21 protein-coding genes and 2 pseudogenes are annotated in these 23245 nt (G+C 65.6%); 11 read left to right on the top strand and 12 right to left on the bottom strand.

Features of this window, described 5'->3' with window-relative positions:
• Positions 1-231 precede the first annotated feature (231 nt).
• Positions 232-800 (bottom strand): annotated as a pseudogene (locus CJ177_RS30650) (GMC family oxidoreductase).
• An 806-nt stretch (positions 801-1606) separates the two neighbouring features.
• Positions 1607-2074 carry an SRPBCC family protein gene (locus CJ177_RS30645; RefSeq protein WP_061045476.1) on the bottom strand — a complete coding sequence of 156 codons (468 nt, stop codon included), beginning with the start codon at positions 2072-2074 and terminating at the stop codon, positions 1607-1609.
• 289 nt (positions 2075-2363) lie between these two features.
• Here CJ177_RS30645 and CJ177_RS46870 point away from each other — a divergent pair, with 289 nt between their 5' ends.
• Positions 2364-2591 (top strand): hypothetical protein, encoded by a 228-nt coding sequence (locus tag CJ177_RS46870; RefSeq protein ID WP_197488008.1) that lies wholly within the window; start codon positions 2364-2366, stop codon positions 2589-2591.
• Positions 2592-2937: 346 nt separating this feature from the next.
• Positions 2938-3135: a three-helix bundle dimerization domain-containing protein gene (locus CJ177_RS30635; protein WP_025432770.1), complete on the top strand. Its 198-nt coding sequence runs from the start codon at positions 2938-2940 to the stop codon at positions 3133-3135.
• Between the two features lie 166 nt (positions 3136-3301).
• On the opposite strand, the gene CJ177_RS30630 is transcribed toward CJ177_RS30635, so the two are convergent.
• Complete coding sequence (locus CJ177_RS30630) at positions 3302-3529, bottom strand: hypothetical protein (protein WP_226955513.1); 228 nt, start codon at positions 3527-3529, stop codon at positions 3302-3304.
• Between the two features lie 214 nt (positions 3530-3743).
• Positions 3744-5419 (bottom strand): annotated as a pseudogene (locus CJ177_RS30625) (amino acid adenylation protein); the annotation flags it as partial.
• A gap of 425 nt (positions 5420-5844) precedes the next feature.
• On the opposite strand from CJ177_RS30625, the gene CJ177_RS30620 reads away from it, so the two are divergent.
• Genes CJ177_RS30620 through CJ177_RS30600 form a run of 5 tightly spaced genes read left to right on the top strand, consistent with a single transcriptional unit; the run spans position 5845 to position 11058 of the window.
• Entirely contained in the window at positions 5845-6975 is a 1131-nt protein-coding gene (locus tag CJ177_RS30620; RefSeq protein WP_025432775.1) for an ABC transporter ATP-binding protein, read from the top strand.
• Positions 6976-7028: 53 nt separating this feature from the next.
• Positions 7029-8405, top strand: a complete 1377-nt coding sequence (locus CJ177_RS30615) for an ABC transporter substrate-binding protein (protein ID WP_095869328.1) — start codon at positions 7029-7031, stop codon at positions 8403-8405.
• Complete coding sequence (locus tag CJ177_RS30610) at positions 8402-9265, top strand: metallophosphoesterase (protein WP_061045479.1); 864 nt, start codon at positions 8402-8404, stop codon at positions 9263-9265. The genes CJ177_RS30615 and CJ177_RS30610 overlap by 4 nt, the downstream gene beginning before the upstream one ends.
• On the top strand, positions 9240-10235 hold the full coding sequence (locus tag CJ177_RS30605) for a carbohydrate ABC transporter permease (RefSeq protein ID WP_179443313.1): 996 nt from the start codon (positions 9240-9242) through the stop codon (positions 10233-10235). The genes CJ177_RS30610 and CJ177_RS30605 overlap by 26 nt, the downstream gene beginning before the upstream one ends.
• Complete coding sequence (locus CJ177_RS30600; protein WP_005242678.1) at positions 10225-11058, top strand: carbohydrate ABC transporter permease; 834 nt, start codon at positions 10225-10227, stop codon at positions 11056-11058. The genes CJ177_RS30605 and CJ177_RS30600 overlap by 11 nt, the downstream gene beginning before the upstream one ends.
• Here CJ177_RS30600 and CJ177_RS30595 read toward each other — a convergent pair.
• Positions 11027-11509, bottom strand: coding sequence for an AMP-binding protein (locus CJ177_RS30595; protein ID WP_061700589.1), 483 nt, complete (start codon positions 11507-11509; stop codon positions 11027-11029). The two genes, CJ177_RS30600 and CJ177_RS30595, sit on opposite strands and share 32 nt — an antisense overlap.
• Before the next feature lie 81 nt (positions 11510-11590).
• Positions 11591-12523 carry a LysR family transcriptional regulator gene (locus tag CJ177_RS30590; protein ID WP_061700590.1) on the bottom strand — a complete coding sequence of 311 codons (933 nt, stop codon included), beginning with the start codon at positions 12521-12523 and terminating at the stop codon, positions 11591-11593.
• A gap of 559 nt (positions 12524-13082) precedes the next feature.
• Here CJ177_RS30590 and CJ177_RS30580 point away from each other — a divergent pair.
• Complete coding sequence (locus CJ177_RS30580; protein ID WP_005242697.1) at positions 13083-13526, top strand: DoxX family protein; 444 nt, start codon at positions 13083-13085, stop codon at positions 13524-13526.
• A gap of 54 nt (positions 13527-13580) precedes the next feature.
• On the opposite strand, the gene CJ177_RS30575 is transcribed toward CJ177_RS30580, so the two are convergent.
• Positions 13581-14873 (bottom strand): wax ester/triacylglycerol synthase domain-containing protein, encoded by a 1293-nt coding sequence (locus tag CJ177_RS30575; RefSeq protein ID WP_025432778.1) that lies wholly within the window; start codon positions 14871-14873, stop codon positions 13581-13583.
• A 166-nt stretch (positions 14874-15039) separates the two neighbouring features.
• Positions 15040-16686: an alpha/beta fold hydrolase gene (locus CJ177_RS30570; RefSeq protein WP_095869326.1), complete on the bottom strand. Its 1647-nt coding sequence runs from the start codon at positions 16684-16686 to the stop codon at positions 15040-15042.
• Between the two features lie 375 nt (positions 16687-17061).
• Here CJ177_RS30570 and CJ177_RS30565 point away from each other — a divergent pair, with 375 nt between their 5' ends.
• The gene (locus CJ177_RS30565) at positions 17062-17421 is read left to right on the top strand and encodes a thioesterase family protein (protein ID WP_025432779.1); all 360 of its coding nucleotides are present in this window, start codon (positions 17062-17064) and stop codon (positions 17419-17421) included.
• Between the two features lie 33 nt (positions 17422-17454).
• On the opposite strand, the gene CJ177_RS30560 is transcribed toward CJ177_RS30565, so the two are convergent.
• Together CJ177_RS30560 and CJ177_RS30555 are read right to left on the bottom strand one after the other, a co-directional pair.
• Positions 17455-17808 (bottom strand): cupin domain-containing protein, encoded by a 354-nt coding sequence (locus CJ177_RS30560; protein WP_080578191.1) that lies wholly within the window; start codon positions 17806-17808, stop codon positions 17455-17457.
• Between the two features lie 25 nt (positions 17809-17833).
• Positions 17834-18202 (bottom strand): DUF4267 domain-containing protein, encoded by a 369-nt coding sequence (locus tag CJ177_RS30555; protein WP_005242708.1) that lies wholly within the window; start codon positions 18200-18202, stop codon positions 17834-17836.
• 81 nt (positions 18203-18283) lie between these two features.
• Between CJ177_RS30555 and CJ177_RS30550 the strand changes: the two genes are divergently transcribed.
• On the top strand, positions 18284-18856 hold the full coding sequence (locus CJ177_RS30550) for a TetR/AcrR family transcriptional regulator (RefSeq protein WP_005242709.1): 573 nt from the start codon (positions 18284-18286) through the stop codon (positions 18854-18856).
• A gap of 117 nt (positions 18857-18973) precedes the next feature.
• Here CJ177_RS30550 and CJ177_RS47515 read toward each other — a convergent pair whose 3' ends face one another.
• Both CJ177_RS47515 and CJ177_RS30545 read right to left on the bottom strand, forming a co-directional pair.
• A complete protein-coding gene (locus CJ177_RS47515) occupies positions 18974-19132 on the bottom strand; it encodes a hypothetical protein (RefSeq protein ID WP_179443311.1) in 159 nt (52 codons plus the stop codon).
• 432 nt (positions 19133-19564) lie between these two features.
• Positions 19565-20998: an IS1380 family transposase gene (locus CJ177_RS30545; protein ID WP_095869325.1), complete on the bottom strand. Its 1434-nt coding sequence runs from the start codon at positions 20996-20998 to the stop codon at positions 19565-19567.
• Between the two features lie 363 nt (positions 20999-21361).
• On the opposite strand from CJ177_RS30545, the gene CJ177_RS30540 reads away from it, so the two are divergent.
• Positions 21362-22705, top strand: coding sequence for an NAD-dependent succinate-semialdehyde dehydrogenase (locus CJ177_RS30540; RefSeq protein ID WP_025432780.1), 1344 nt, complete (start codon positions 21362-21364; stop codon positions 22703-22705).
• Positions 22706-23245 lie beyond the last annotated feature (540 nt).

Genomic DNA, 23245 nt, shown 5'->3' with positions numbered 1-23245 from the left:
CCGCACCCGGGTTCCGGCGGGCGTTCACCTACACCTGAACGTCCCCGAGCACAAGCGCTTCTCAGCCGTGATCCTCGGAGGACCTGCCGTCAGTGTCACCCTTGTGCGAGTTTGCGAGTTGGAGTGCTGTCGGCGTCGTAGGACCGGGCCAGCGCCACCGGTGCAAAGCTGCTCCCTGATCACGTCCATCTCACGGCACTACATTCGAGGGCCCCTAACCGAACACCGACACTAGTCGGGATCGGAGAGCCCGCCGTTGTAGTCGTCGAGCTTCGGCAGACCCAGGCGGGTCGCGGTGGCGTCCATGAACGCGCGCGCCGCGTCGGTGATGATGTGCTGGCGAGTCACCTTGATCGGACCGCCGGACCCACGCAATTTGCTCGCGCCGTCTTCCCAGTCCTCCATCCGCTTGAAGTACGGCAGGACGTCGTCGTAGGCCCAACCTTTGCAGCCTTCGGCGGCCCAGTCGTCGAAGTTTTCTTGTTGCCCCGGACGAAGAGCATCCCGTTGACCGAGCTCGATCCGCCGAGTACCCGACCGCACGTCATAGGGATCTTGCGGTCGAGCGCGTTGCGCTGCGGTGTCGACTTGTAACCCCAATCGAACAGCTTCTTCAGCTGCGGCGTCGAGTGCATGACGTTGATCGCACCGGGGATCTGGAAGAGCATCTTGGCCCAGCCCTTGTTGTCCACTCCACCCGCTTCGAGCAGCACGACGGACGCGCCGCTTTCGGCGAGCCTGCGGGCGACCGCACAGCCCGCGCTGCCCGCTCCTACAACGACGTAGTCGGCCTCCGTCATGCCTTTGTTCTCCGTTCGCGAGTCGACGCAAAACGACACCCGACCACAGGATATTCGCCGCGCACCGTCTGCAACACGGTCACAACGCTGTGGCATGAGGGAAATGAAGCGTTCGTGAGACAAAGTCGGCAGATGAAGCCGGAACTGAGGACCTACACAAGCCGGGGGGTGGCGCATCGTGTCGGACCGAGACGGCAAGATGGAATCAGAGCAACAGGACGGGAAGACCTGTTTGCCACCAAAAGGCGGGCCGTAACCAGGTCCTGTGGCTATTCTTACCGAAACCCGTTCAGACGCAGTTCGACTCGGAGTCGCCGAGATCGAGAAACACTTCGGACATTACGCCTGATCAGGACGAGAACCTTGCCCAGGTATCCGATCGATGCACATCAGTGGATGCAGGACAATGCCTCTAAATTGGCCCGCATTCGCGAGACCGCGGAACGCACGCGCGAAGCGGTCGAATCCGTCCGGGGAAGGGCTGCCAGCGGCGACGGTTCAATCGAAGCAGCGGTGTCCGCTCCGGAGATTTGAATCTCTGCTGATCATCCGTGCTGATGACTACGCGTGTGATCACGGCGAATAGGCGTGCCCCGAGCGGGAGGGCGCATGTTGGACGCATCGACCAACGCCGATGCGGCACCACCGTCCACTGGCCGAGACTCGCTACCACGATGAACCCGTTATACCCCGACGGGCGGTTCGCCGCGCGGATCAGACGGTACGCGGCATGCTCGCGATGACGGTGTGGGTGTTCGACCGCGTCCTCGACGGAGTGCCCGGGCCCGGGCCGCCGCCGACCTGAGTCAGCCGGCCCCTTCGACGTACGACGCCAGGTTGTCCAGCGAGGAGGCGATCCCGGCCTCGTGTGCCGCTTGGTCGATGCCGAGTGGCACGTCCGTGGCAGTGACGGTCACCTCGGTCCCGTCACCGGCGGCAGCGAGGTGCCAGGTCATCGTCATGGTGCCCGCGTACGACGGGTTGTCAGCTAGAAACACCGCCCGCTGCACCACGCGCTCCGGTGGCACCAGATCGGCGAATTCGACATCGACGATATCCGTCGCATCCGACGTCTTGCCGGGACTGTCGGCGGGGTCGAGGTAGGTCAGGACCATCCGGAACCCGCCGCCGGGCCTAGGATCCCACCGCTCGACCCGCCCGCGCATGCCGTCCGGCGGCAACCAGGCCTGAAGGGAGTCCCGGTCGAGGAGGGCGCCGTAGACAGTCTCCGGTGGTGCCGCGATCACCCGGCTGGCGCGGTCGGTCCTGTCCATCGCCCAATTCTAAAGCCCAGGAGATTCCATAGGTGGACCCGCAATCTCAACGATGTCACCTAACGAGGGAGCGGGTCGTGCACCGGCCCCTCACCCCAAGGGTGCTCACCGTGTCCTCGACCGGCCGCGCACCGACTCCGCGGCCGGTCGAGGGGGACATCATGCACCACGGGTGAGGTCACCCGGTGCCGACGCTCCCCGGGCCTGTGCCAGCATCCGGGCCAACGCCACCGTTGCCGTCGACACCGCAGCCACAACCGCGACAACGCACACGAACGTCGCAGGGACGGTGGAATACTCAAACAGCCCGGCGGCGCCCACCGGCGGCCGTCGCCATCAACGCACCCACAGGCAGCAACCCCGCAAGCCTCCGCATTGTTCCCGCGCGCTGATCATCGGCCGCCGCGGCCGCGGCTTCGTACCCCTGCTCGTCGAACGCGCCGCCACTCGCGCGCTCGACGAATCCCTGACCATCACACCGTCCACGGCGTACCCGACAGTCCCCGAGGCGCCGTGACCACCGGCTCCGACACACCATCGAGCGGAGGGCGCCGAGGACGACCGCCTCCGCCTGCAGCCGCTCGGCCACGCCGGTAGCAGCGGTCGGCTGCTCTCGATGTGCGTGTGGACGCGTCTTGTCGACCCGTGTGGAGAGGATCTCGATTTCCGCATTCAGCATCTCGAGAAAGGTAGGTGCCTGCGCCGCGGGCTACGTCGGCAAGGTGCCAGCGCGGTGACACCGTGCAAACCGCCGACGCCTACTCGAGCCCGGGCAGAGGCGGGTGCCGGCATCCACCCTGCCACTCGCCGATGTACCCGGCGAAACCCGTGCATTCACACCACGGCAGGACGACAATTCGAAGATGAACGCAGCCACTGAAGATCAGCACATCAGTGTGGTGCGACAACGTTTGGCCCGGCGGTTTCCGACGATGGACTCCGGCGTGATCAACCAGGCCATCGACACCGCTCACCACAAGTTCGACGGACGACCAGTACGTGACTTCGTTCCGTTGCTCGTCGAACGCGCCGCCATCAGGGCCCTCACCGGCGACACTTGACGGATCTCCGCCACTTCGCGGACGGGAACGCACGAATTTCGTGCGCGTTCGTCGAATCACACACCGGCGAAGAAACTCCAAGGCCATTCGACTCCGCAGTCCGGTGCCAAGATCTGTCGGGGAGGTGCCGTCACCGCCGGCGGCTGGACGCTCATCCCACACCTGTTCAGACGGGTTCGGTGTCGGACTCTTCGTCGTCGAGATCTTCGCTGTCGCGGAAGATCAGATTGCCGTCGTCGAGGGCGATCGCCCACCGCCGGGAGAAGGCCCAATCGCGTCCGTACGCCTTCGGGCTGAGGCCGCCCGAGTCGGCGAAGTCCTCGATGATCACTCCCGACGCGAGGGGCCACTGGTCGGCCGGAAGTTCCGCGTCGAGGGAGTGGGGGGTTCTCACCCGTGTTCCGACCGAAAACCGTCGCCGTCGCCCGCTCTTGGGATCAGGGTTCATCGACATGCGTCTTCCCGTTCCGCTCGGTGATGTCGCAGGGTGTCATCACATTCCACAGCTTTCCAGGCCATCGCCGCAGCCCCACGACGAGGCCGAGCATACGGGCCTATTCGTGGTTACGCGCGAGTAGCGAACTGGCGCAGCCGCTCGACGCCGGTGCTTATCGGCCGTGTTCGGGCTGGGGTGCGATGGGGTTGCCCTGCCAGCGGGTCGAGTCGGGCACGCGGTCCCCGCGCATCACCAGAGACGCCGGGCCCGACGGTGGCGCCCGGTCCGATCGCCGAGGCGGGCAATGCCACACTGTGCGGGCCGAGGGTGGCGCCGTCACCGAGCGTGACCAGGTCGGCCTCGGGCAGCCAGTACGTCTCGCACCAGACGCCGCACCCGATGGTCGCACACATCGCCCGCAGCCACAGGTTCAGCACGGCGGTACCGGTGGCGGCGCGGGCGAACCACGGCGCGGCGACCGTTTCGACGAACGCGTCGGACACCTCGTTGCGCCAGACGAACGAGCCCCACAGCGGGTGTTCGACGACGCCGATGCGGCCGACGACGATTTACTTGGCGGCCGCCGCGATGCCGCCGGCAACGGCGCCGGCGACGAGGAGTACGAGCCCGGACAGCATTGCTGCCCACCCGAACGTGATGATCATCGGGATCAGCCGGCAGGTTTCGATCAAGGCTCGGGCGACCCGCAGGCGGGTCGGGGGATCGAAGGTTCGCGACGTCGCGGCGTCGGTGGCCGAACGGCGCAGCCGGACCGCAGGGCTACCCAGCCACGACGAACCGGATTTGCCCTTCTTGTCCGGGGTGGCCGAGAGCACCGCGACCAGACCGTTCTTCGGCACGGTGCGTCCGGGGCCGGTCATGCCGGAGTTGCCGAGGAATGCGCGTTTGCCGATCTTGGCGGGCTCGATGCGCAGCCATCCGCCGCCGAGTTCGTAGCTGCCGACCATGGTGTCGTCGGCGAGGAACGCGCCGTCCGCAACGGTGGTGTATCACGGCAGAACCAGTGCCGTGGAGATTTCGGTGTTCTTACCGACCTTGGCGCCGAGCAGCCGCAACCGGAGCGGGGTCAGCAGGCTGGCGTACAGCGGGAACAGGAAGGTGCGGGCGGAGTCCATCAGCCGCTCGGTGGACCACGCCTGCCAGCCGATCCGGCTGCGCACCGGGTGATAGCCCTCGCGCAGGCCGAGCCCGAGCAGGCGCACCACGACGACGGTCATCCCCGCGAACAGGGCGAGGGCGAGGACGGTCGGGGCCGGGAGCATCGGCAGTGCTGTCATCACGGCCGCGCCGAGCGTGTCCGTGTCGCGGATTCACCACCCGAGCAGGACGAGACCGCCGGCAAGTGCGAGCAGGGGCATCGCCGCCACCGCGAGGAACGTCAGGCCGTAGACGGGTACCCATTTCGAGGCACGCGGCGGCCGGTCCTCCGGCCAGGGGTGTACCGCCTTGCCGACCTTGACTGCGGGCGAGCCCGCCCACCGCTGACCTGCCGAGACTTTCCCGGTGACCGCGGACCCCGGTGCCACCTCCGCGTGGGCGCCGATGCGGGCGCCGGGAAACAGCGTCGAGCGGGCACCGACCGATGCCCCGGCTCCGACGCGGATCGATCCGATGTGGATGACGTCGCCGTCGATCCAGAACCCGGACAGGTCCGTCTCGGGTTCGATCGAGCAGCCCTCGCCGAGTTCGATCATCCCGGTGACCGGGGGGCAGGGTGTGCAGGTCCACTCGCGGACCGATGTTGGCGCCGAGCGCCCGCGCGAAGTAGACCATCCACGTGGCGCCGGAGAGGTTCGCCGCCCCACTTGCCTCGATCAGCCGCTCGGCCGCGACCTCGGTGGTGGCGGCACGGTCGCGCAGTGGATGCACGCGAACGCCAGCGTGTTCCGGGAGCGCGACGGGGGTGATGCTGGCGTCGAGGTAGACGACGAACGTCACCGCGCAGATACCGACGAGGAGAAGGGGCCGGCACACGCCGGCGTCTGGATGCGAAGTCACGAAGTCAGCGTAGGATCGCTGACCGTAAGCGACTACTCCGCAATCTTTTTCACTGCGCTCGATTGAATTTGACTATCGAGCACAGTGAGCAGGCGTGAGAAGGTTCCTATCGCGCGGGCCCACTCCCCCTATCGTCGCTGCACGCGACCGCCCGGCGCGGGTCAGGTCGGGAGTTGGCGGTGTGGTGTTCACCGCACCGTCACCCATGGCTGCTGTGGTGTCTCCGGAAACACGGAACAACCGAGGAGATGCGGGTGTCGCGGATAAGACTCGAAGGTGTGTCGAAACAGTTCGGCAACGCGCAGGTGGTGCGTGGTGTCGACCTGGACATCGCCGACGGAGAGTTCATGGTTCTTCTCGGACCGAGCGGGTGCGGGAAGTCGACGCTGCTGCGTCTGATCGCCGGACTCGAGAGCCCGTCGTCGGGCCGCATCCTATTGGGCGAGAACGACATCACCAGGACACCACCGCGACAGCGGGACGTTGCGATGGTCTTCCAAAGCTATGCTCTGTACCCGCACCTGACCGTCGCGAAGAATATCGGCTTCCCTCTGCGTGCCCGCAAGATGTCGAAGGCCGAGATCCGCGAACGGATCACGACCGTGGCGTCGGCGCTCGGTCTGCAAAGCCATCTGGACCGGCGCCCGGCCCAGCTTTCCGGTGGGCAACGTCAGCGGGTGGCCCTAGCCCGGGCGATGGTCCGCGACCCGGGGGCGTTCCTCATGGACGAGCCGCTGTCGAATCTCGATGCCGGGTTGCGCAGCGCGACCCGCACCGAGCTCATCGACCTGCACCATCGCCTGAGATCGACGTTCCTCTACGTCACCCACGACCAGGTCGAGGCGATGACGATGGCGACACGAATCGCACTGCTGAACAACGGAAGGATCGAGCAGGTCGGTACACCGACCGAGCTGTACGACACTCCGCGATCGACGTTCGTCGCCGCCTTCCTCGGCGCGCCACCGATGAACCTGTTCGAGGCAACAGTGATCGACCGGGCCGGGGAACTCCACCTCGTCGCCGACGGCGTCGACGCACCCCTCGGGCTGTCCGCCGACTCGGCGACCGGACCACAGAAGGTGACCGCAGGCATCCGGCCGGAACGCATCCGGCTGAACGGCACCGATGCCCAACTCCGCGGTGTCGTCACCGCATCGGAGAACCTGGGCAGCGAAGAGATCCTGCACGTCACCGTGGGCGGCACCGTCATTCGCGTCCGCGCTCCGCGCCCGGTTCCCGCCCAGGTCGGCGACGCCGCCGCGCTGAGTGTCGGTCCCGCCGACATTCAACTCTTCGACCCCGGGACCGGCCGCCGGCTGGTCTGGCACGTTCCTCACGAGCACGGGGCATCTCCACGCGATGCCTCGCTGTCGGTGGCATGAGCACCGGCGTGTTCACGAGCCCCGCCCACACACGAACAACAGGAGAAACCACAGTGAAGAAGACCCTGCCCGGGCTGGGCGCGCTGGTGACCAGCGCGTTGGTCCTGACCGCCTGCGGCGGACTCGGCACCACAACCACGGATTCCGCGCCGAGCAGCACAGATCCGGTGCCGGAACTAGCGCCGGACCAGAACGTGTCGATCGTGTTCGAAAGCTACAACTACGGTATGGCGGGAGCGTGGACCGACACCTTCAACGCCCTGATCGACGACTTCACCAAGCAGAATCCGAACATCCACGTCACGGCGCAGAAGCCGCAGGGCAACAGCCCGAACCCGGCCACCGACACGATCTCGAGCATCCAGAGCCAGACGGTGGCCGGATTGCCCCCGGACGTCGCGCAGCTCGGATTCAGCGACCTCGACTTCACGATCCACCAGCTCGGCGCCCACTCGCTCGACGACCTCGTCGGCGCGGACGCCGTGCAGAAGAATTTCGACGGCGCGAAGTACCCGTACGCCCCGACCGCGCGCACTCTGGGTGACTGGGAAGGCTCCACCTACGGCGTGCCCTTCGTTTTCTCGACTCCCGTGTTCTATTACAACGCATCGCTGTTCGAGCAGGCCGGACTCGACCCCGCGGCACCACCGAAGACGTGGGACGAGGTCGCGGCCGCTGCGGCCGCGATCACGACGAAGACCGGCAAGGGCGGCGTCTACCTGGACTGCCTGACCAAGACCGCGAAGGACTGGTGCTTCCAGAGCCTCGTCCGGTCCAACGGCGGACGGGTCATCGCCGAGGACCGATCGTCGCTCACGTTCGCCGCCGACCCCGCGGTGCAGGTCGCGGACATGGCGCAGAACCTGGTCCAGTCGGGATCAACCCCCAAGCTCAGCCAACAGCAGGGCTACGAGGCCTTCGCCCGCGGAGATATCGGCATGATCCTCGAAACGAGCGCGATCCAGGGCACCTTCGTCAAGGGCGCCAAGGACAAGTGGGACCTGCGCGCCACCACGATGCCCACCTTCGCCGGCAAGACCCCCGTTCCCACCAACTCCGGCGCCTCCCTCTTCACCTTCGCATCCGACCCCGCCAAGCAGCGCGCCTCGTGGGAACTGATCAAGTTCCTCACCAGCGAGCAGGCCTACACCAAGATCGCGCAGGGCATCGGCTACCTCCCGCTGCGCACCGGACTCGTCGACGATCCCGCCGGGTTGAAAGAGTGGTCGCAGAAGAATCCGCTGCTCGCGCCGAATATCGCACAGCTCGGCTCGATGGAGCCGTGGATCTCGATGCCCGGCAACAACTACCTGCAGATCCGGGACGGCATGATGGACGCCGTCGAGGCGGTCGTCTACCAGGACGCCGACCCGAAATCCACCCTCGACGCCGCCCAGAAGCAGGCCACCGCGCTTCTGCCCACCCAGTGACCCCCGCAGACGTCACGGTGATTCACCTGACGGACACCCACATCCGCGCCGCCGGCGACCTCGTCCACGGCACGATCGACACCCTCGACAACCTCATCCGCACACTCGACCGCATCGTCGGATCCCGCCAACGCGTGGACGCGGTGGTGCTGTCGGGCGATCTCAGCGACAACGGGGCGCCGGAGGCCTACCGGCGGTTGCGGGAGGTCGTCGAGCCGGCGGCCGCCCAACTCGGTGCGCAGATCGTCTACGCGATGGGCAATCACGACGACCGCACCGCGTTCCATACCGAACTGCTCGGACTCGACTCCGCCGGCGGCGATCTCGAAGCCCCGTACGACGCGGTCCACGACATCCACGGTCTCCGGGTGATCGTGCTCGACAGCACCACACCCGGGAGGCACGAGGGTCGGCTGACCGACGAGCAGCTGGCATGGCTCGACGACGAACTGTCCCAGCCCAGTGAGCGGGGAACGCTCCTCGTCCTTCACCACCCACCGCTTCCGTCCCCGGTCGCCACGGTGAACTACCTTCGCCTCCAAGATCCCCACCGGCTCGAGGCCGTTCTGGTCGGCTCCGATGTGCGGATGATCCTCTGTGGGCACTCCCATCTGACGAGCTCGGGGGCGGTGGCGGGGATCCCGGTGTGGGTCGGTCCGGCCCTGTCCTACCGGGTGGACCCGATCGCGGCGGTGGGCAGTCACCGCGGCGTCGCCGGCTACGGGTTCAGCCGGATCGATGTCCTCGAATCCACGGTGGTCGCCACCGCGGTCGAGGCGACCCCGGCCGAGTCGGTCTACGACATACCCGAACAGGACATGCTCGCCCGATTGCATGCCCTCGCGCTGCGGGCGGGATGAGGGAAACATCGTGTTCGTTGCCGTACCGGACCTTGCCGACGCGACAACACCGGTCCGGGAACCGGTGACGGTGCCTGCCATCCGTACCCACCCTCTCCGGAGGGTGGTGCGGATGGCCGAGCCGTACCTGTACCTGGCACCGGCGGTCGCGCTGCTGGTCGTGTGGACATACCGCCCGCTCGTTCAGGCGGCCCAACTCTCCACCTACTCCTGGAACCTGCTTCCGACAACCGCCATGGTTCCCGTGGGCACCGACAACTACCGTCGGCTGCTGGAACTGCCGGCGGTCGGTGACTCCGTGTGGCGGACGGTCGTCCTCATCGTCGGTCTGCTGCCGTTCACACTCGTGCTACCGGTGGTCGTCGGATTCGCCACCCGCGGCGTGCACGGACGAGCCCGGGCGATCTACCAGAGCCTGATCTTCGCACCCTTTCTCGTCGCCCCGGTCGCGAGCGCGGCCGTGTGGCAATGGCTCCTCGACCCTGGTGCGGGGATCGTGAACCGAGTGCTGGGCTCGGACACCAACTGGATCCACGAACCAGCGACGGCGCAATGGGTGATCCTCGCGATCACCGGATGGCATTTCATGGGTTTCGCCGTGCTGGTGGTCTCTGCCGGAATGGCCGGCATCAGCGGGGACTACGCCGAGGCCGCACAGGTCGACGGGGCGACGCGGCGACAGATCGACTGGTGGATCACGCTGCCGCTGTTGTCGCCCACCCTCGTGTTCCTCGGACTGATGACCGTTCTGCTGAGCACGCAGTGGACCTTCCCGCTCATCGACACCCTGACCCAGGGCGGACCGTCACAGGCGACCACCAACATCTACTACCTGTTGTGGGACTACGGGTTCCACAGCTTCGACGCGGGCCTGAGCGCAGCCGCGGGAATCATGCTCTTCGCCGGATTCGGTCTCGTTGCGGGTGTTCTCGTATGGATCTCGGAAAGGATCTCGTTCCATGACGACTAGCGAGTCAGCCGTACCCGAGCCGTTGTGGCGGCGGGCTCGCGGACATGTCGTCCTCGTCGCCATCGCCCTCGTGTGCGCATTTCCCATCTACTGGCTGCTCGCGACGTCACTGCGGCGGCCCGATGACGTCGGCTCCCTCTCCCCCGTTCCGTGGCCGCTGTCGTTAGGCAACTATGTGGACGCGACCGAGAAGGTCGACGTGATCCGCCTGCTCGCCAACACGTTCGCCGTCTCAGGCGTCTCGGCGGCTGGTCAGCTCCTCGTGGCTCTGCTTGCCTCGTACGCGTTCGCGATGTATTCGTTCCGCTTCCAACGGCTGCTCTACCTTGCGTTCGTCGGAACCTGGTTGGTGCCGTTCCAGGTCACGATGCTCCCCAACTATGTACTGCTGTACCAAATGGGACTGATCAACAACCTCGTCGGTGTGATCGTGCCGACGCTGTGCTCCGCGCTGGGTGTCCTGATGCTCCGGCAGCACATGGCCGGCTTCCCGAAAGAACTGGTCGCGGCGGCCAAGCTGGACGGCCGTTCGTCGTGGTCGATTCTCTGGACCGTCGTGGTACCGAATCTGCGTCCCGCGCTGGCGGCGCTGTCGATTCTGCTGTTCATCAATGCCTGGAACGAATATTTCTGGCCCGCGGTGGTCCTGCAGCGCAGCAACGCCGTCGTTCAGTTGGGGCTGAGGAGCTTCATGGGAACCGAGGGCAACGACTGGGGGCCGATGATGGCCGTCGCCGGTCTGGCGTGCCTGCCGGTGTTCGTCCTCTATGTCGTCCTCCAGCGGCACATCGTCAACGCGTTCGTCCGATCCGGACTGAAATAGGCCTCCGAATACGGCGGAGCCTGCGCCCACCGATTCGGGCGCCGGCTCCGATGCGTACGGTCAGCCGAATCGCATCCTCATCGCTCTCCGCCGCGAAGTGGACGGCTCCCGAATCCGCTAGTACGTGACGGATCTGGAGGTCGGACGACGTGGGGTACACCGGCACGACGACCGCCCCGACCGCCAGGGCGGCGACATCGAGCAGCGCCGACTCGAGGCTCGTTCGCCCGAGTACCGCGATCCGGTCCCCGGCCCGCACCCCTCGCTCCATGAGCGCGGACGCCAGGGCCCGCGTGCGCTCCGCGACGTCCCCGCAAGTCAACTCCTCCCCGTCCACACCGGCGCACAACGTGATCCGATGCGGGGCGGCAGCGGCTGCGGCGCTCACCACAGAATAGAGCCCGATCTCGTCCGACAATTCGAGGCCATCTCGGGAGAAGGAAGTATTCATGCCGAGAATTGTTCGGCAGTCACCGAATCATGGCAACAACTATAAAACAAAGGCGCGAACGAATAATTCTATCGCCGAAAATCAAATAGCGACCAGGCCGCGCTCGCCGCGTTCCAATTCCTCGAAATTGTCGATGCAGTCGAGGAAAGCGAAGACGGCAGGATTCGCCTCAACCGTCCGCCACACCGCATACAGATCGATCGTCGGAATCGGATCGAATAATTTCACCGCCACTGAACTCGCGCCCATCGCACCGAGACCGCCCGAACTCGCGCGCGGCAGCGACGCGAATCCGACCAGCGGCTTGACCGACACCATGTGCGCGGTCGCGCCCGGGTCATCGGCGGTCTGAGCGACGTCGAGCGAGATCCGGCTGTCGGACGCCGCCCCGAAGATCGAGTCGTACATGGCCGGGCATTGATCGCGCGAGAAAATCACACATGCCTGGTTCGCCAACTCGGCGAACGGCACAGCCGACCGTCCTGCCCAGCTGTGCCCCTTGCCCACGACGGCCACGAGCGGAATCTTCCGCAGGACCAGCCGGTACCGGAAGTCCGCCGTCCGCGGATGCCCGTACACGAGCGCGACGTCGAGTGTCCCGTCCGCGAGGTCCGCGAGTTGGGGACCGGTCCGCTTCTCCCACAACGACACCACGACGTCGGGGTGCACAGCACTCATTTTGGCGAGTGCAGACGGCAGCACGTGCCGGCTTGCCGGCATGTTGTATCCGATGTTCAGGGTTCCCGAGCGACCTTCCGCGGTAGCCTTCGCGATTTGCGCGGCCTTCTCCATCTGGAAGACGATCAGCCGGGCCTGGGCCTCGAACTCCTGACCCGCGGAGGTCAACTTGACCTCGTGCGAATTGCGTGCGACGAGTCGCACCCCGAGAGATTTCTCCAGCTTCTGCAGTTGTGCACTGAGCGACGGCTGGGTGAGATGCAACCGCGAAGCGGCCCGTCCGAAATGTAGTTCCTCGGCGATGGTGATGAATGAAACGAGATGTCTGAACTCCATAGGTCACTCCTCGACGCCATGCGCCGCCTCGATGTCCGGTAGCTCGTGCTGCAAGGCTAACGAGGAGTCGTAACTGCGAGTGAACTGCGGAAACACGATGAGAACCGCGAACGTGAGCGATGCGTGAACGAGGCTGGGCCGCGATGTGCGCGTCCAACGGATGCGCCGCGCCGAGCATCCGCCAGACAGTTGCCGGGTCAGTGCCACCGAGACGGGTGCTGTGTTGTCGATGGTCGGGTTCGTGGACTTCCTTGGCGAGTTCATCGATGGGTATCGCGGAGGTGGTGGTGCCGATGATCGCGTCCGGTCGCGCTGATGACGGCGTGAGATCTTGTCCAGATCGGCCATCACTTCAACTTTTCGGGTTGCGGCTCCGCGAGGAGGGGCGGGGTTCGCCTGGAGAACGTCGCCCGCGGTGAGTTTTCCCATCGCCTCCGGTCTGTACTGGTGTGAGTGGAAACGAAGCGTGCGGGAGCGGTCGATACGCCCGCGCTACGCCGACGAGCAGGTACTTCAGGCGAACGGTGTACCGCTTCATGAACGACAAGGAGAAAGTCTCATGACATCGACACCACCCTCCACGGGAACCTCCAACGCGACACCGGCGCCGACCGGCGGAACCACGAAGAAGGCCAGAGTCGCCGGACTCGTCGTCAGCGCCCTCGTGGTGCTGTTTCTCCTGTTCGACTCGCTCATCCACATCGCGAACACCCAAATGGTGCGCGAGGCGATGGCCGAGCTGGGCTTTGCCGAGAACCTCAACCGTGTCATCGGGGTCGTTCTGCTGGTGTGCCTGATCCTCTACATCGTGCCTGCCACGTCCATCCTGGGCGCGGTGCTGTTGACCGGATACCTCGGTGGAGCGGTCGCTACCAATATGCTCACCGAGCAGCCGATCGTCAGCACCACCCTGTTCCCGATCTATGTCGGCATCTTCGTGTGGGGCGGCCTGTACCTGCGTGACGCTCGGGTGCGATCGATCATGCCTGTCCGACGCGCCTGAACCACCAACCCCCGCCCGGCAGCGAATGCCATGGACACCGAACGGAATCGAACGTCATGTGATCGCGGCGTCACGCAATTCGGCGTATGAATCTTCCATCGCCACCGCCAGCCGGGCAACGTCGGGCAGAGCCTCGGGGTCTGTGCAGAGCCCGATACCGATGATCCCGGCGCAGGAGATCGCCGAGATCCGCAGCGCGTGGTGAGCGGCGGGCTCCGAGGAGGAGAACAGCCGCTCGACCCGGCGTCCGGAAACGCTGACCGGCGCGGGCGGGCCGGGAACGTTAGAGATCGAAAGGCTGAACTCGCGCGCGCTGCCGGCGAGTCGCTTTGCGGCTTCTTCGACGCGTTTCACGCGACCGAGAGCGTGGAAGAGATCGAACAGCTCTTCGGCGTCGTCGAGGCGTTTGCGCTTGCTGGTCTCGGTGTTGATCCGGTCGAGTCGCGTCAGCGGATCCGCCTCGGCGAGCGGCAGATCGACGTTCAGGAAAGAATCACGGTTTCCGAGTTCGCCCGCTCCCTCATCCCGGTGGTGCAGGCTGACCGGAACTTGAGCACGCAGCCGCGGCAAGCCCGTTTCGCCGGCGCTGAGCCAGCTGCGCAGGCCGCCGGCGACGATGGCGAGGAGTACGTCGTTGACGGTTGCGTGAGTGGGGCGCGCGGCGCCGATTGCCTTCAGCTCCGGGAGCGGGGCAATGACGAATGCAAGCTCGCGGGCGGCACTGATCGGGCGGTCGAAGGGCGAGTGCGATCCGCGATGGCCGAGCTCACGACGCACAACCGCAGGCATCCTCAGCGCCTCGTCGACCCGCGACCGCTGCGGCGAAGCGGCGCGAAGGCCCGGTCGCGATTCTCGCGGGGGCGGTTCGAGGTGCTGATCCCAGAGCATGTCGTCCAGGAATCGAACCGCGCTGATCCCGTCGGCCATCGCGTGATGGATCCGGACCGCGATCGCTTCGCGCCCGTCGCCGAGTGGGCCGATCAGATCGAACGTCCACAGTGGGCGCTCGTGGTCGAGGTGCTCGGACATCAGCTTGCTGACGGCCCGCCACAGATCGTCGCGCGAGGCACACCCGGGCTCTTCCCGGCGCCGGACGTGGTCACTGATCTCGAACGCGGTCGCGTCGACCCAACGCGGCTCCGGTCCCGAGGTGTCGATCCGTTGCGTCGCTCGCGGCTGGCTCGAAAGCCGCTCCGACACCACGGTTCGCAGAGCCTCGACGTCGAGCGGGGAGATGGCCGGCTCGAGAACTACCAGCTTGAGCGTGTGGCCGGTTATCACCGCCGATTCGAGCCCCAGGATATGTGCGTCATCGGCGGACAGCCGATCGGGATCCTCGCGGCTCACCTCGGCAAGTCTATTCGGGTCTGCACCTTTTCGAACCAGGAACGCCGGTCTCGCAGCTCAGCACGGACGCGGAGTGTTGCGTACCAACCTCACTTCGTCCGCAGCTCAGCACGGACGCGGAGTGTTGCGTACCAACCTCACTTCGTCCGCGCCCCGGCCCCGGGCTTCACAGCGGTGCGGTGATCGGCGCCTCAGGGGCGTGCGTGACAGTGGTGCGCCCGGTCTCGAGGTACTCGGTAACGGCCTGGTCGACGACGGCGTTGCCACCCTGGATCCCCGCACCGTGATCTCCTCCCTCGACGGTGACGAGGTGCGCCCCCATGTCGTGGGCGAGCTGAACTCCGCCCTGATAGGGGGTCTGCGGGTCGCGCAGTCCTTGCAGGACGAGCGGGGCCGTCGCGAGTCCTCGATTGCTCAACGCGGGCAGCGCGACAACGGGCGGCGCACCGGCACATTCGGGCCCGGCGCTGTAGCTGTACCCGATGAGGTCGAAGAGATCTCCGGTGACGAAGGTGGAGAAGAGCCAACCCGGAATGCGGTCCGGCCGAGCGGCGACATTGTTCTCGTTGCACAGGACCAGTGACTGCATCACCTGGGCCTGGGCAATCCGCTCGTACTCTTGCTCCGTCAGGTCGTCCATCGCGGTGCCGTCGGGAATCGCGTCTCGCCCGTCCCGGATCACCCGGGCCATGAGCGGCCAGCTGTTGCGGGCGGGAAGCACCTGCCGCGTCATCACGTAGATGCTGGACGACATCTGGGTGTGCGACGGGTCGGCGAGGCTTCGGATGAAGGCCTCGAACTGAACGCGTGCCGGTCCGGTGAGATCGACCCCACCGCGATAAGCATCCGCAACGGACTGCAGGCCGGGCGGTACGTCACCGATCTCGGCGGGCGGTGGCGCGAGGGTCGGGTTCCCGCCGGCTTCCTCGACGATCCGGTCCGACCACCGCTGATACACCTTCAGTGGGGTGTCACCGAGCCCGTACGTGTCGTCGTGGGCGGCGATCCAGTCCATGAGGTCGTAGAAACGATCCTTGTAGCCGTCGTTCTGCTGCCACAACACGTCGTTCCACAGCCACTTCTGGTCGACGGCGGAATCGAGAACCACGCGACCGGTGTGCTGAGGGAAGAGCGTCGCGTAGGTGGATCCGAGAATCGTGCCGTACGAGAGGCCGTAGATGTCGATGACGTCCTCGCCGAGTGCGAGCCTGACCTGCTCCCAGTCCTTCGCGGTGTTCTCGGTCGTCAGGGGAGCCGTGGTGCCCGGCGCAGCGGACTCGCATGCGTTACGCGTCGCAGCACCGCCGAACCCGAGGCTCATCGCCATCGTTTGTTCAGGAGCCAGCACGCACTCGACGGCGCCGGCGTAGGGAAGCCCGCGCGGTTGGACACCGATCACGTCCCACTGTGCGCGGACCGCGTCGGGCAGGATCTCGACGAACATGCTGTTCGAGCCGATCGCGTCTCCGCCGGGCCCACCGGGATTGGTGAACAGCACGCCGCGCCGCGAGCCGGGATCCTCGGCGCGGTGTCGGGTGACGAGAACGTCGATCGTGCCGGCGGCGGGGTCCGCGTAGTTGCGGGGAACAGTGACCGACGCGCACTGATCGGATGCCGGATCCAGCTCGTATTCGGCCGGGCAGGGCCCCCAGCGAAGATCGGCACTCGGAGCCGGCTGCGCGGCGGCGGGCGGTACCGTCCCCAGGGCGATTGTGGCGGTGAGGCCGACCACGAGGGCGACACGTCGAGTACGCCGTGAGGACCTCGCGCCCGCGCGCTGCATCGAGTCCAAGTGCCCGTCGATCCCCGGCATACTTCGCGATCCCCCTCGTAGTCCCGTGTCGAGACGATAGTGACGCCTGGACCGCTGCGCAGCCAGTACACACGCTATCGCTCAGCAGCCAGTGTCTCAGACGCACCCTCGCGACTTTCTACAACCCGGAATCGAAGATATCGCCACGGAATATCCGGGTGCACACGTCTTTGCGGTGCTGCGTCATCGTGCACCACCGGCGTCTCGGTCTTCGGCGTCGACCGACGCACCGTTGTCGTCGCAAGCACCAAGCCGCGCCCGCCTCTCCAATGATGAAAGCGCACAGCCCATCTACGTATCCCCGACGGCGACCGTGAAAGCCAGATGCGGAAGCGCTGACCAAGTGATCGGCCGCGCCTGGCGTACTGTATTGGCGTGCGCTACGAGGTAGTTGAGTCCGATACCGCGACCGCATTGGGCAGCGGCGACGTTCCGGTGCTGTCGACCCCACGGCTGATTGCGTGGATGGAGGCGGCCACCGTCGTCTGTGCTGCACCGTTCATCGGTGCGGGTCAAACGACAGTCGGGACCGCTGTCCGAATCGAGCACCGCAGCCCGACACCGGTCGGCGCCGGCGTCGAGATCGCCGCCGAGCCACCAGCCGCCGCTGTCGGCCACCGCCTCACCTTCACCGTGCGGGCTACCGATAGCTCGGGGAAGGTTGTCGCGTCGGGCGAGATCGACCGGGCGATCGTCGACCGGGACCGGTTCCTCGAGGCGGCGTCACGTGCCTGACCACTGATCGCCAGTCACGAGCAGCCCGATCCCCTAGCCCTGGTGGCGAGTACCGTTGCGTTCCTGCCACCACCACGGCGCATCGATGAATGCGTGTGGCATCAGTTCGGGCACCACCACCGACCTACCGGCCTCGACGGTCATGATTCGGTCACCGGCCATCACTTGTAGTTCTCCGTCGATGACGTAGAACAACTCCGACGATCGCTTGTGGAAGTGTGGGGCTGCGCCATCGGCCCCGGCTCGGAGTCGAACCTCCAGCGAGTTGAGTGAACCGCCCGTATCCGAGGAGTCGAAGAGTAGACGCATCGAAGCCGAGTCGTTCCCGACCACCTCGCCTCGCTCAGTGGACGCGGATGCTGCTCGTTCGGTGCAGTTGTCGGTCATCGCATTCTGCTGGTTTCGTTTTCGGTCAGACGGCCAGCAGTACAGCGGCCACGATCAGAGCTAGTGCCGTAGCACCGTGGATCGCGAACGCTGCTTTCCGGTCACCGCCGTTCGACAGCACGATCCACATGTCGCCCAGGGGAATCACGGCAAGCAAGAAGACCAGCAAGGCGAGCTGGTCGCGGGCCGCGAAGGTGAAGACGATTATCAGAAGACCGCTGGTGACGTCGCGGATCCCCTTCACCTGCCACCAGCCGCGGGCGTCGGGTGCGGGGTTGGCGGGAAGCCCGAATCCCGCGGCATTCTTCTCGTTCTTCAGAAGGTAGGCCGCACCGATCGCCATGATTCCGAGGGCCCCTATCCAGCTGATGACGAGTCCGATCCAGGCGAGCATTTGCCGCTCCTTCCGTCTAAAGACTTTCTATCAACGATAGATTATCGACGGACGGAACTCTACCAGTGATAGAATTTGGTCGTGGGAGTTCGAGAACGCAAAGCAAGGGAAAAGCAGGATCGCGAGCGCAGGATCGTCGACTGCGCCCGCGACATCGCCGAAAACGACGGCTGGCCTGCCGTAACGACTCGCCGTCTCGCGAACGAGATCGAATACAGCCCTCCCGTGCTCTACAGCCACTTTCCGGACGGCAGGGACGGCATCGTCAGCGCGGTCGCGCTCCTCGGATTCCGAGACTTCACACACATCATGCGGCAGGTGCTGGACGAGGCCGGCGACGCCGATCTGACGAAGTTCATCAGCGCCTACCTCGACTTCGCGACCGAGAACCCCGCCACCTACGAAGCGATGTTCTCGATGCAACTGGGAGTGCGCTTCGCCCACGAATCCACACCGCCGGAACTTCGTGACGCATTCGCCGTCCTCGTCTCGGCCGTCGGTGGGGAGCAAACCCGGAACGCGGAGACCAAAGCAGAGCTCTTCTGGAGCGCACTACACGGCATCTCCGTCCTCACCCACGGGCAACGACTCTCACCCGACAACCGGCGGGCACGCGTCGACACACTCGCAGAGCTGTTCGGTTCAGCGAAATAGGCACCGGCACAACACCCCACGCGTCCGCCGCTCTCGGCCACCAGCACACCCGATCGACGCAGTACTCGCGGCGGAGTTACCCCGTTCGCGTCCCGTTTCCGAGGTTGCAGCGATTACCTACCCGTCGCTGAAGAGTGACCGGTGGATCTCGGCGGATGTCGGCGTGGGTGAATCATCGGTACGCGGCGCCTCGGAGACGGGCTGCGGGGTGCTGTGGGTCAGCGTTCGCTGCGCAGAGAAGAGCGGGCGTTCGGACTTGTCGTGTTCGATGGTCATCGTTGTTCCTTGCTTCAGGTGTATTCGAGTGCGGCCGGGTGGGGTGACGGCGACCGAGGAAATCATTGTCGAAATGTGTCGCGGTCCGGATGGTGCCGTAGGCTTTCGGCTCGCCATCAGACGTGGTGGCAAGCGGATCTGCGTGGCGCCTGGCCGTGCGTTCCTGTAGCGATTGGCATCAAATGGACGCTCCTTGCATCGACCGCGAACCGGCCGGTGCATTCTTCCGAATCGGGAACGCCTGAGCCAACTCGCTCGACGCGACAACCATTCCGATGTTCTAAGCCCGAATGCACCGATTCGCTGATCCAGTCGGGGTGAGTTTCGGTGTGCAGCAATGGTCGGTATGTGGGCATGGTTGAGCATCCGACCTCTCGTGTCGGGTTGTTCCACTTGCTCTTTCGCGTCGAGGGCGGGCAGGTGTCGCGGACGTTAGACGATGATCGGGTGATTGGGGCCGAACGTTCTGTCGAACAGTGTGTTCCACGCTGTTTCCCACGGCCAGTCGGTCGGCAGGTGCAGCGTCAACCGTCGGGCCGAAGACGCGATTCGCGCGGGGACCGAGACGATGGTGCGCCGGAGGGTGCCAGTGGTCGCTTTCGTCAGCTTCGGGTCAGCCGTGAGGGTGCCGGCAGCGCGGGTGAGATTGAACGCCATCACCGCGCAGACCAGCCAGGCGGCGTTCGCCGAAAACGAGTTCGACGGCAGATGCGCGAGAGCGGAGTTCTTCAGATCCGCATGCACCTGCTCGATGACGGCGTGCTGACGGTGGGTTTTGTCGGCGTCGACGGTACCGACCTCGTCGGGGTCGGTGGTGGTGAAGAACGCGTGGAACCGCCACACGTCGAACAACGTGCCCTGGCCCTGGTCCTTGGGTGGTCGCAGGTCGGGGATACGCCGCACGACCAACCGTCCCGCAACGTGGTGGGCCTTCTTCTGGGACGCGAACGCGGTGAACGGGATCTCGGCGACCTCCGCCCGCGAGATCCAGGTGTCGGTGCCCTCGTCGTAGAGGGCGTCGGTGTACTGGATCGGCGTCCACGAGGACTCGTCGTCGCCGATGGAGGCGATCGCACGTTTGATGGTGGAGGTCAGGCGCACGGTCACCGACACATCGGCGCCGGCGCGAATCGCCGCACCAATGGTGGGGTGGCCGTAGAACGCCGAATCGCACCTAATCAGGGGTTTCGACGCACCGTCCCCGCTCGCCCCGCCGGTCTGCGAACGCAGCCGGTCGACGGTGGCCAGCGAATCGGAGACCATGCGGGCGGCGCCGCGCGGGGAGCCGCAGGCTCCTCGCCGCAGGCGTTGGGTGAGGATCACCGGCGCAGCGGTCTCTGTGGTGACGGTGGCGATGAGGGCGTTCAGCCCGCGGATCCCGGAGTAGCCGTATCCGGACCCTTGTTTGCGGTGGCCGTGGACCTCGATGATCGAATCGTCGATATCGACCAGCACCCGCCCGGTGTCGATCCCCGACACCAGCGCGGTCTTCTCCGCGAGATTGCCCAGGAACCGCGAGGCCACGGCGTCGAGTTGCCGGATGTGCCCGAAGGTGAACTGGCGGAGGAACGATCCCAGTGTCGATGGTGCATAGGGTCGGTCGAAGACGGTTCCCATCGCCCCGTGCCGCAGGATCGCCAGGTCGGCGATGCTGTCAGCGCCGGCGACCATCCCACCGACCAGCGACCCGACCTTGCGGCCCGGGTTGGCGCCCTTGTCGGTCGGCACGCTCAGGTGCTCGTCGGCGAGGGTGAGCAGGCCGCTGGCCTGCGCCAATGCCATCACCGGGATCAGTCCCGCGGTCGACACGAGATTCGGGTCGTCGAACCTCGCCGCCGCGACGGGTCGGGTGTGAGACAGTTGCATCTACGAGATGCCCTTCGTCGTGGCCGAATTGTTTCTGTGAGAAGTTCAATTCTTCCACTACGACAGGGCATTTCGCCGTTACGACCCACCCACGGATTCATCCGGATCGGTGCATCCAGGCTAAGCCTATACCCCACGCCAGTGAGGCCGAGGAAAGGCCCACGACCCGGTCGACCGCCATGACGCTTCGTCCGCGGACGAAGCGGACACGTGGATCGACTCCCCCACCACGCCGAGGGCCGGCGCGTGTCCATCGGAGCGACGTCGACGCGACATCACCGGGCGATCTACTCGTGAGAAACCACCCCCGGCGCTCATCGCGAGCAATACTGGAATGCCCCACCCTTCCGAGGAGACGTGAACATGAGCCTGTACGCAGTTGTGGACCCCGCCACCGGAAAGACGGTGCGCGAATATCCGACCGCGACCGACGAGCAGATGCAGGCGGCGTTGTCCGCGGCGGAGAAGGCGCACCGTGAGTGGTCGCGCGGCTCGACGGTGGTCGAGCGAGCCGGACTGCTCAGCAAGGTCGCCGAGCTGCACACCGAACGCCGCGACGAACTGGCCAAGATCATCCAGCGGGAGATGGGCAAGCCACTGGACCAGTCGTTGGGGGAAGTCGACTTCAGCGCCGCGATCTACCAGTACTACGCCGACAACGCCGAGAAGTTCCTGGCCGACGAGCCGATCGACCTGGTCGAGGGCGCGGGTACCGCGCTGATCCGCCGCCACTCGATCGGTGTGCTGATCGGCATCATGCCGTGGAACTATCCTTACTACCAGGTCGCCCGGTTCGCGGGTCCGAATCTGGCACTGGGCAACACCATCGTGCTCAAACACGCACCGCAGTGTCCGGAATCGGCGGCGGCACTTCACCAGATCTTCACCGACGCCGGATATCCGGAGGGCGCCTACGTCAACGTCTACGCCACCAACGAGCAGATCGCCGACGCGATCGCCGACCCACGGGTCCAGGGCGTGTCATTGACCGGGTCCGAGCGTGCGGGCGCAGCGGTCGCCGAGATCGCCGGCCGCAACCTCAAGAAGGTGGTACTGGAACTCGGCGGTTCCGATCCGTTCATCGTGCTCAGTTCCGATGACCTCGACGCCACCGTAAAAGCGGCGGTAGAAGGTCGTTTCGAGAACACCGGGCAGGCGTGCAACGCCGCGAAGCGATTCATCATCGCCGAGGACCTCTACGACGACTTCGTCGGCAGATTCACCGCGGAGGTGCTCGCCACCGCAGACGAACTCGCGCCGCTGTCGTCGGTCGCCGCCGCCGACCGGCTGTCCGAGCAGGTGCAGCAGGCGATCGCCGAGGGCGCCACGCTGGTGTCGGAGGGCGATCGGAAGGGTGCCTTCTTCCCACCCGCCGTGCTGACGAATGTGTCACGGGATTCACGAACCTACCGGGAGGAACTGTTCGGGCCGGTTGCGACCGTCTACAAGGTCCGTTCCGAGGAAGAGGCCGTCGAGCTGGCAAACGACACTCCGTTCGGTCTCGGCTCGTATGTCTTCACCACCGACCCCGATCAGGCCTACCGCGTCGCCGACTCACTGGAGGCCGGCATGGTGTTCGTCAATGCCGTTGGCGCCGAAGGAGTTGAGCTGCCGTTCGGCGGCGTCAAACGCTCCGGTTTCGGTCGCGAACTCGGCAAATACGGAATCGACGAATTCGTGAACAAGAAACTCATCCGCGTCAGCTGAACCAGCGATTCGAGTATTTCATCGCCCTCGGCGTGCAGTTCGATATCGACGCCTACGGTTGCGTCACCGTACCTGAGGGAAGGCAAGAAGGAAGCGGGCTCGGTGGCTGTGGGGTGCAGCCACCGAGCCAAGGCAGCACCTTGGGCGTGAGCGTTCGCGTCAAGTCGCCGTCTTTCGCCGGTGGTGCGGGTATGCGCTCGCCAGACTGCGTATCTCTGCTTGGTCGCAGTTCGATTGGGGAATGACCTGCCATAAACGCTCGATGAACCGGCGGGTTGTCATTCCGAAGTTCACAAGGATTTCCCCTGTGGTTGCGCCTCCGTATGGTGCCCATCTGCTGGCGAACTCGATAAGGTGCTCCGCCTCGTTGTCAGGGCGTTTGTCCGTGGGGTCGACGTCGATCCCAGCGGTGCGACGCCTCTGTTGCCACCTGCGATATTCGTGAGAGTTCATGCTGTTCAACACATCTGTTCGTACCTGAAGTGACCAAGGTGAATTCCAGGGTGCGCGCGCTGCAGCGGGTCTATCCACGCCCCCTGT

This window comes from Rhodococcus sp. ACPA1 (genome assembly GCF_002300195.1).
In the GTDB taxonomy this organism is placed as follows: domain Bacteria; phylum Actinomycetota; class Actinomycetes; order Mycobacteriales; family Mycobacteriaceae; genus Rhodococcus_F; species Rhodococcus_F opacus.
This window is presented reverse-complemented; position numbering and strand designations above follow the sequence as displayed.

Bases quoted from the DNA above. Each gene is read 5' to 3' on its own strand.
- CJ177_RS30645 (WP_061045476.1), bottom strand. From the start codon at position 2,074: ATGGACAGGACCGACCGCGCCAGCCGGGTGATCGCGGCACCACCGGAG.
- CJ177_RS30635 (WP_025432770.1), top strand. From the start codon at position 2,938: ATGAACGCAGCCACTGAAGATCAGCACATCAGTGTGGTGCGACAACGT.
- CJ177_RS30605 (WP_179443313.1), top strand. From the start codon at position 9,240: ATGCCCTCGCGCTGCGGGCGGGATGAGGGAAACATCGTGTTCGTTGCC.
- CJ177_RS30600 (WP_005242678.1), top strand. From the start codon at position 10,225: ATGACGACTAGCGAGTCAGCCGTACCCGAGCCGTTGTGGCGGCGGGCT.
- CJ177_RS30595 (WP_061700589.1), bottom strand. From the start codon at position 11,509: ATGAATACTTCCTTCTCCCGAGATGGCCTCGAATTGTCGGACGAGATC.
- CJ177_RS30590 (WP_061700590.1), bottom strand. From the start codon at position 12,523: ATGGAGTTCAGACATCTCGTTTCATTCATCACCATCGCCGAGGAACTA.
- CJ177_RS30580 (WP_005242697.1), top strand. From the start codon at position 13,083: ATGACATCGACACCACCCTCCACGGGAACCTCCAACGCGACACCGGCG.
- CJ177_RS30570 (WP_095869326.1), bottom strand. From the start codon at position 16,686: ATGCCGGGGATCGACGGGCACTTGGACTCGATGCAGCGCGCGGGCGCG.
- CJ177_RS30560 (WP_080578191.1), bottom strand. From the start codon at position 17,808: ATGACCGACAACTGCACCGAACGAGCAGCATCCGCGTCCACTGAGCGA.
- CJ177_RS30555 (WP_005242708.1), bottom strand. From the start codon at position 18,202: ATGCTCGCCTGGATCGGACTCGTCATCAGCTGGATAGGGGCCCTCGGA.
- CJ177_RS47515 (WP_179443311.1), bottom strand. From the start codon at position 19,132: ATGACCATCGAACACGACAAGTCCGAACGCCCGCTCTTCTCTGCGCAG.
- CJ177_RS30545 (WP_095869325.1), bottom strand. From the start codon at position 20,998: ATGCAACTGTCTCACACCCGACCCGTCGCGGCGGCGAGGTTCGACGAC.
- CJ177_RS30540 (WP_025432780.1), top strand. From the start codon at position 21,362: ATGAGCCTGTACGCAGTTGTGGACCCCGCCACCGGAAAGACGGTGCGC.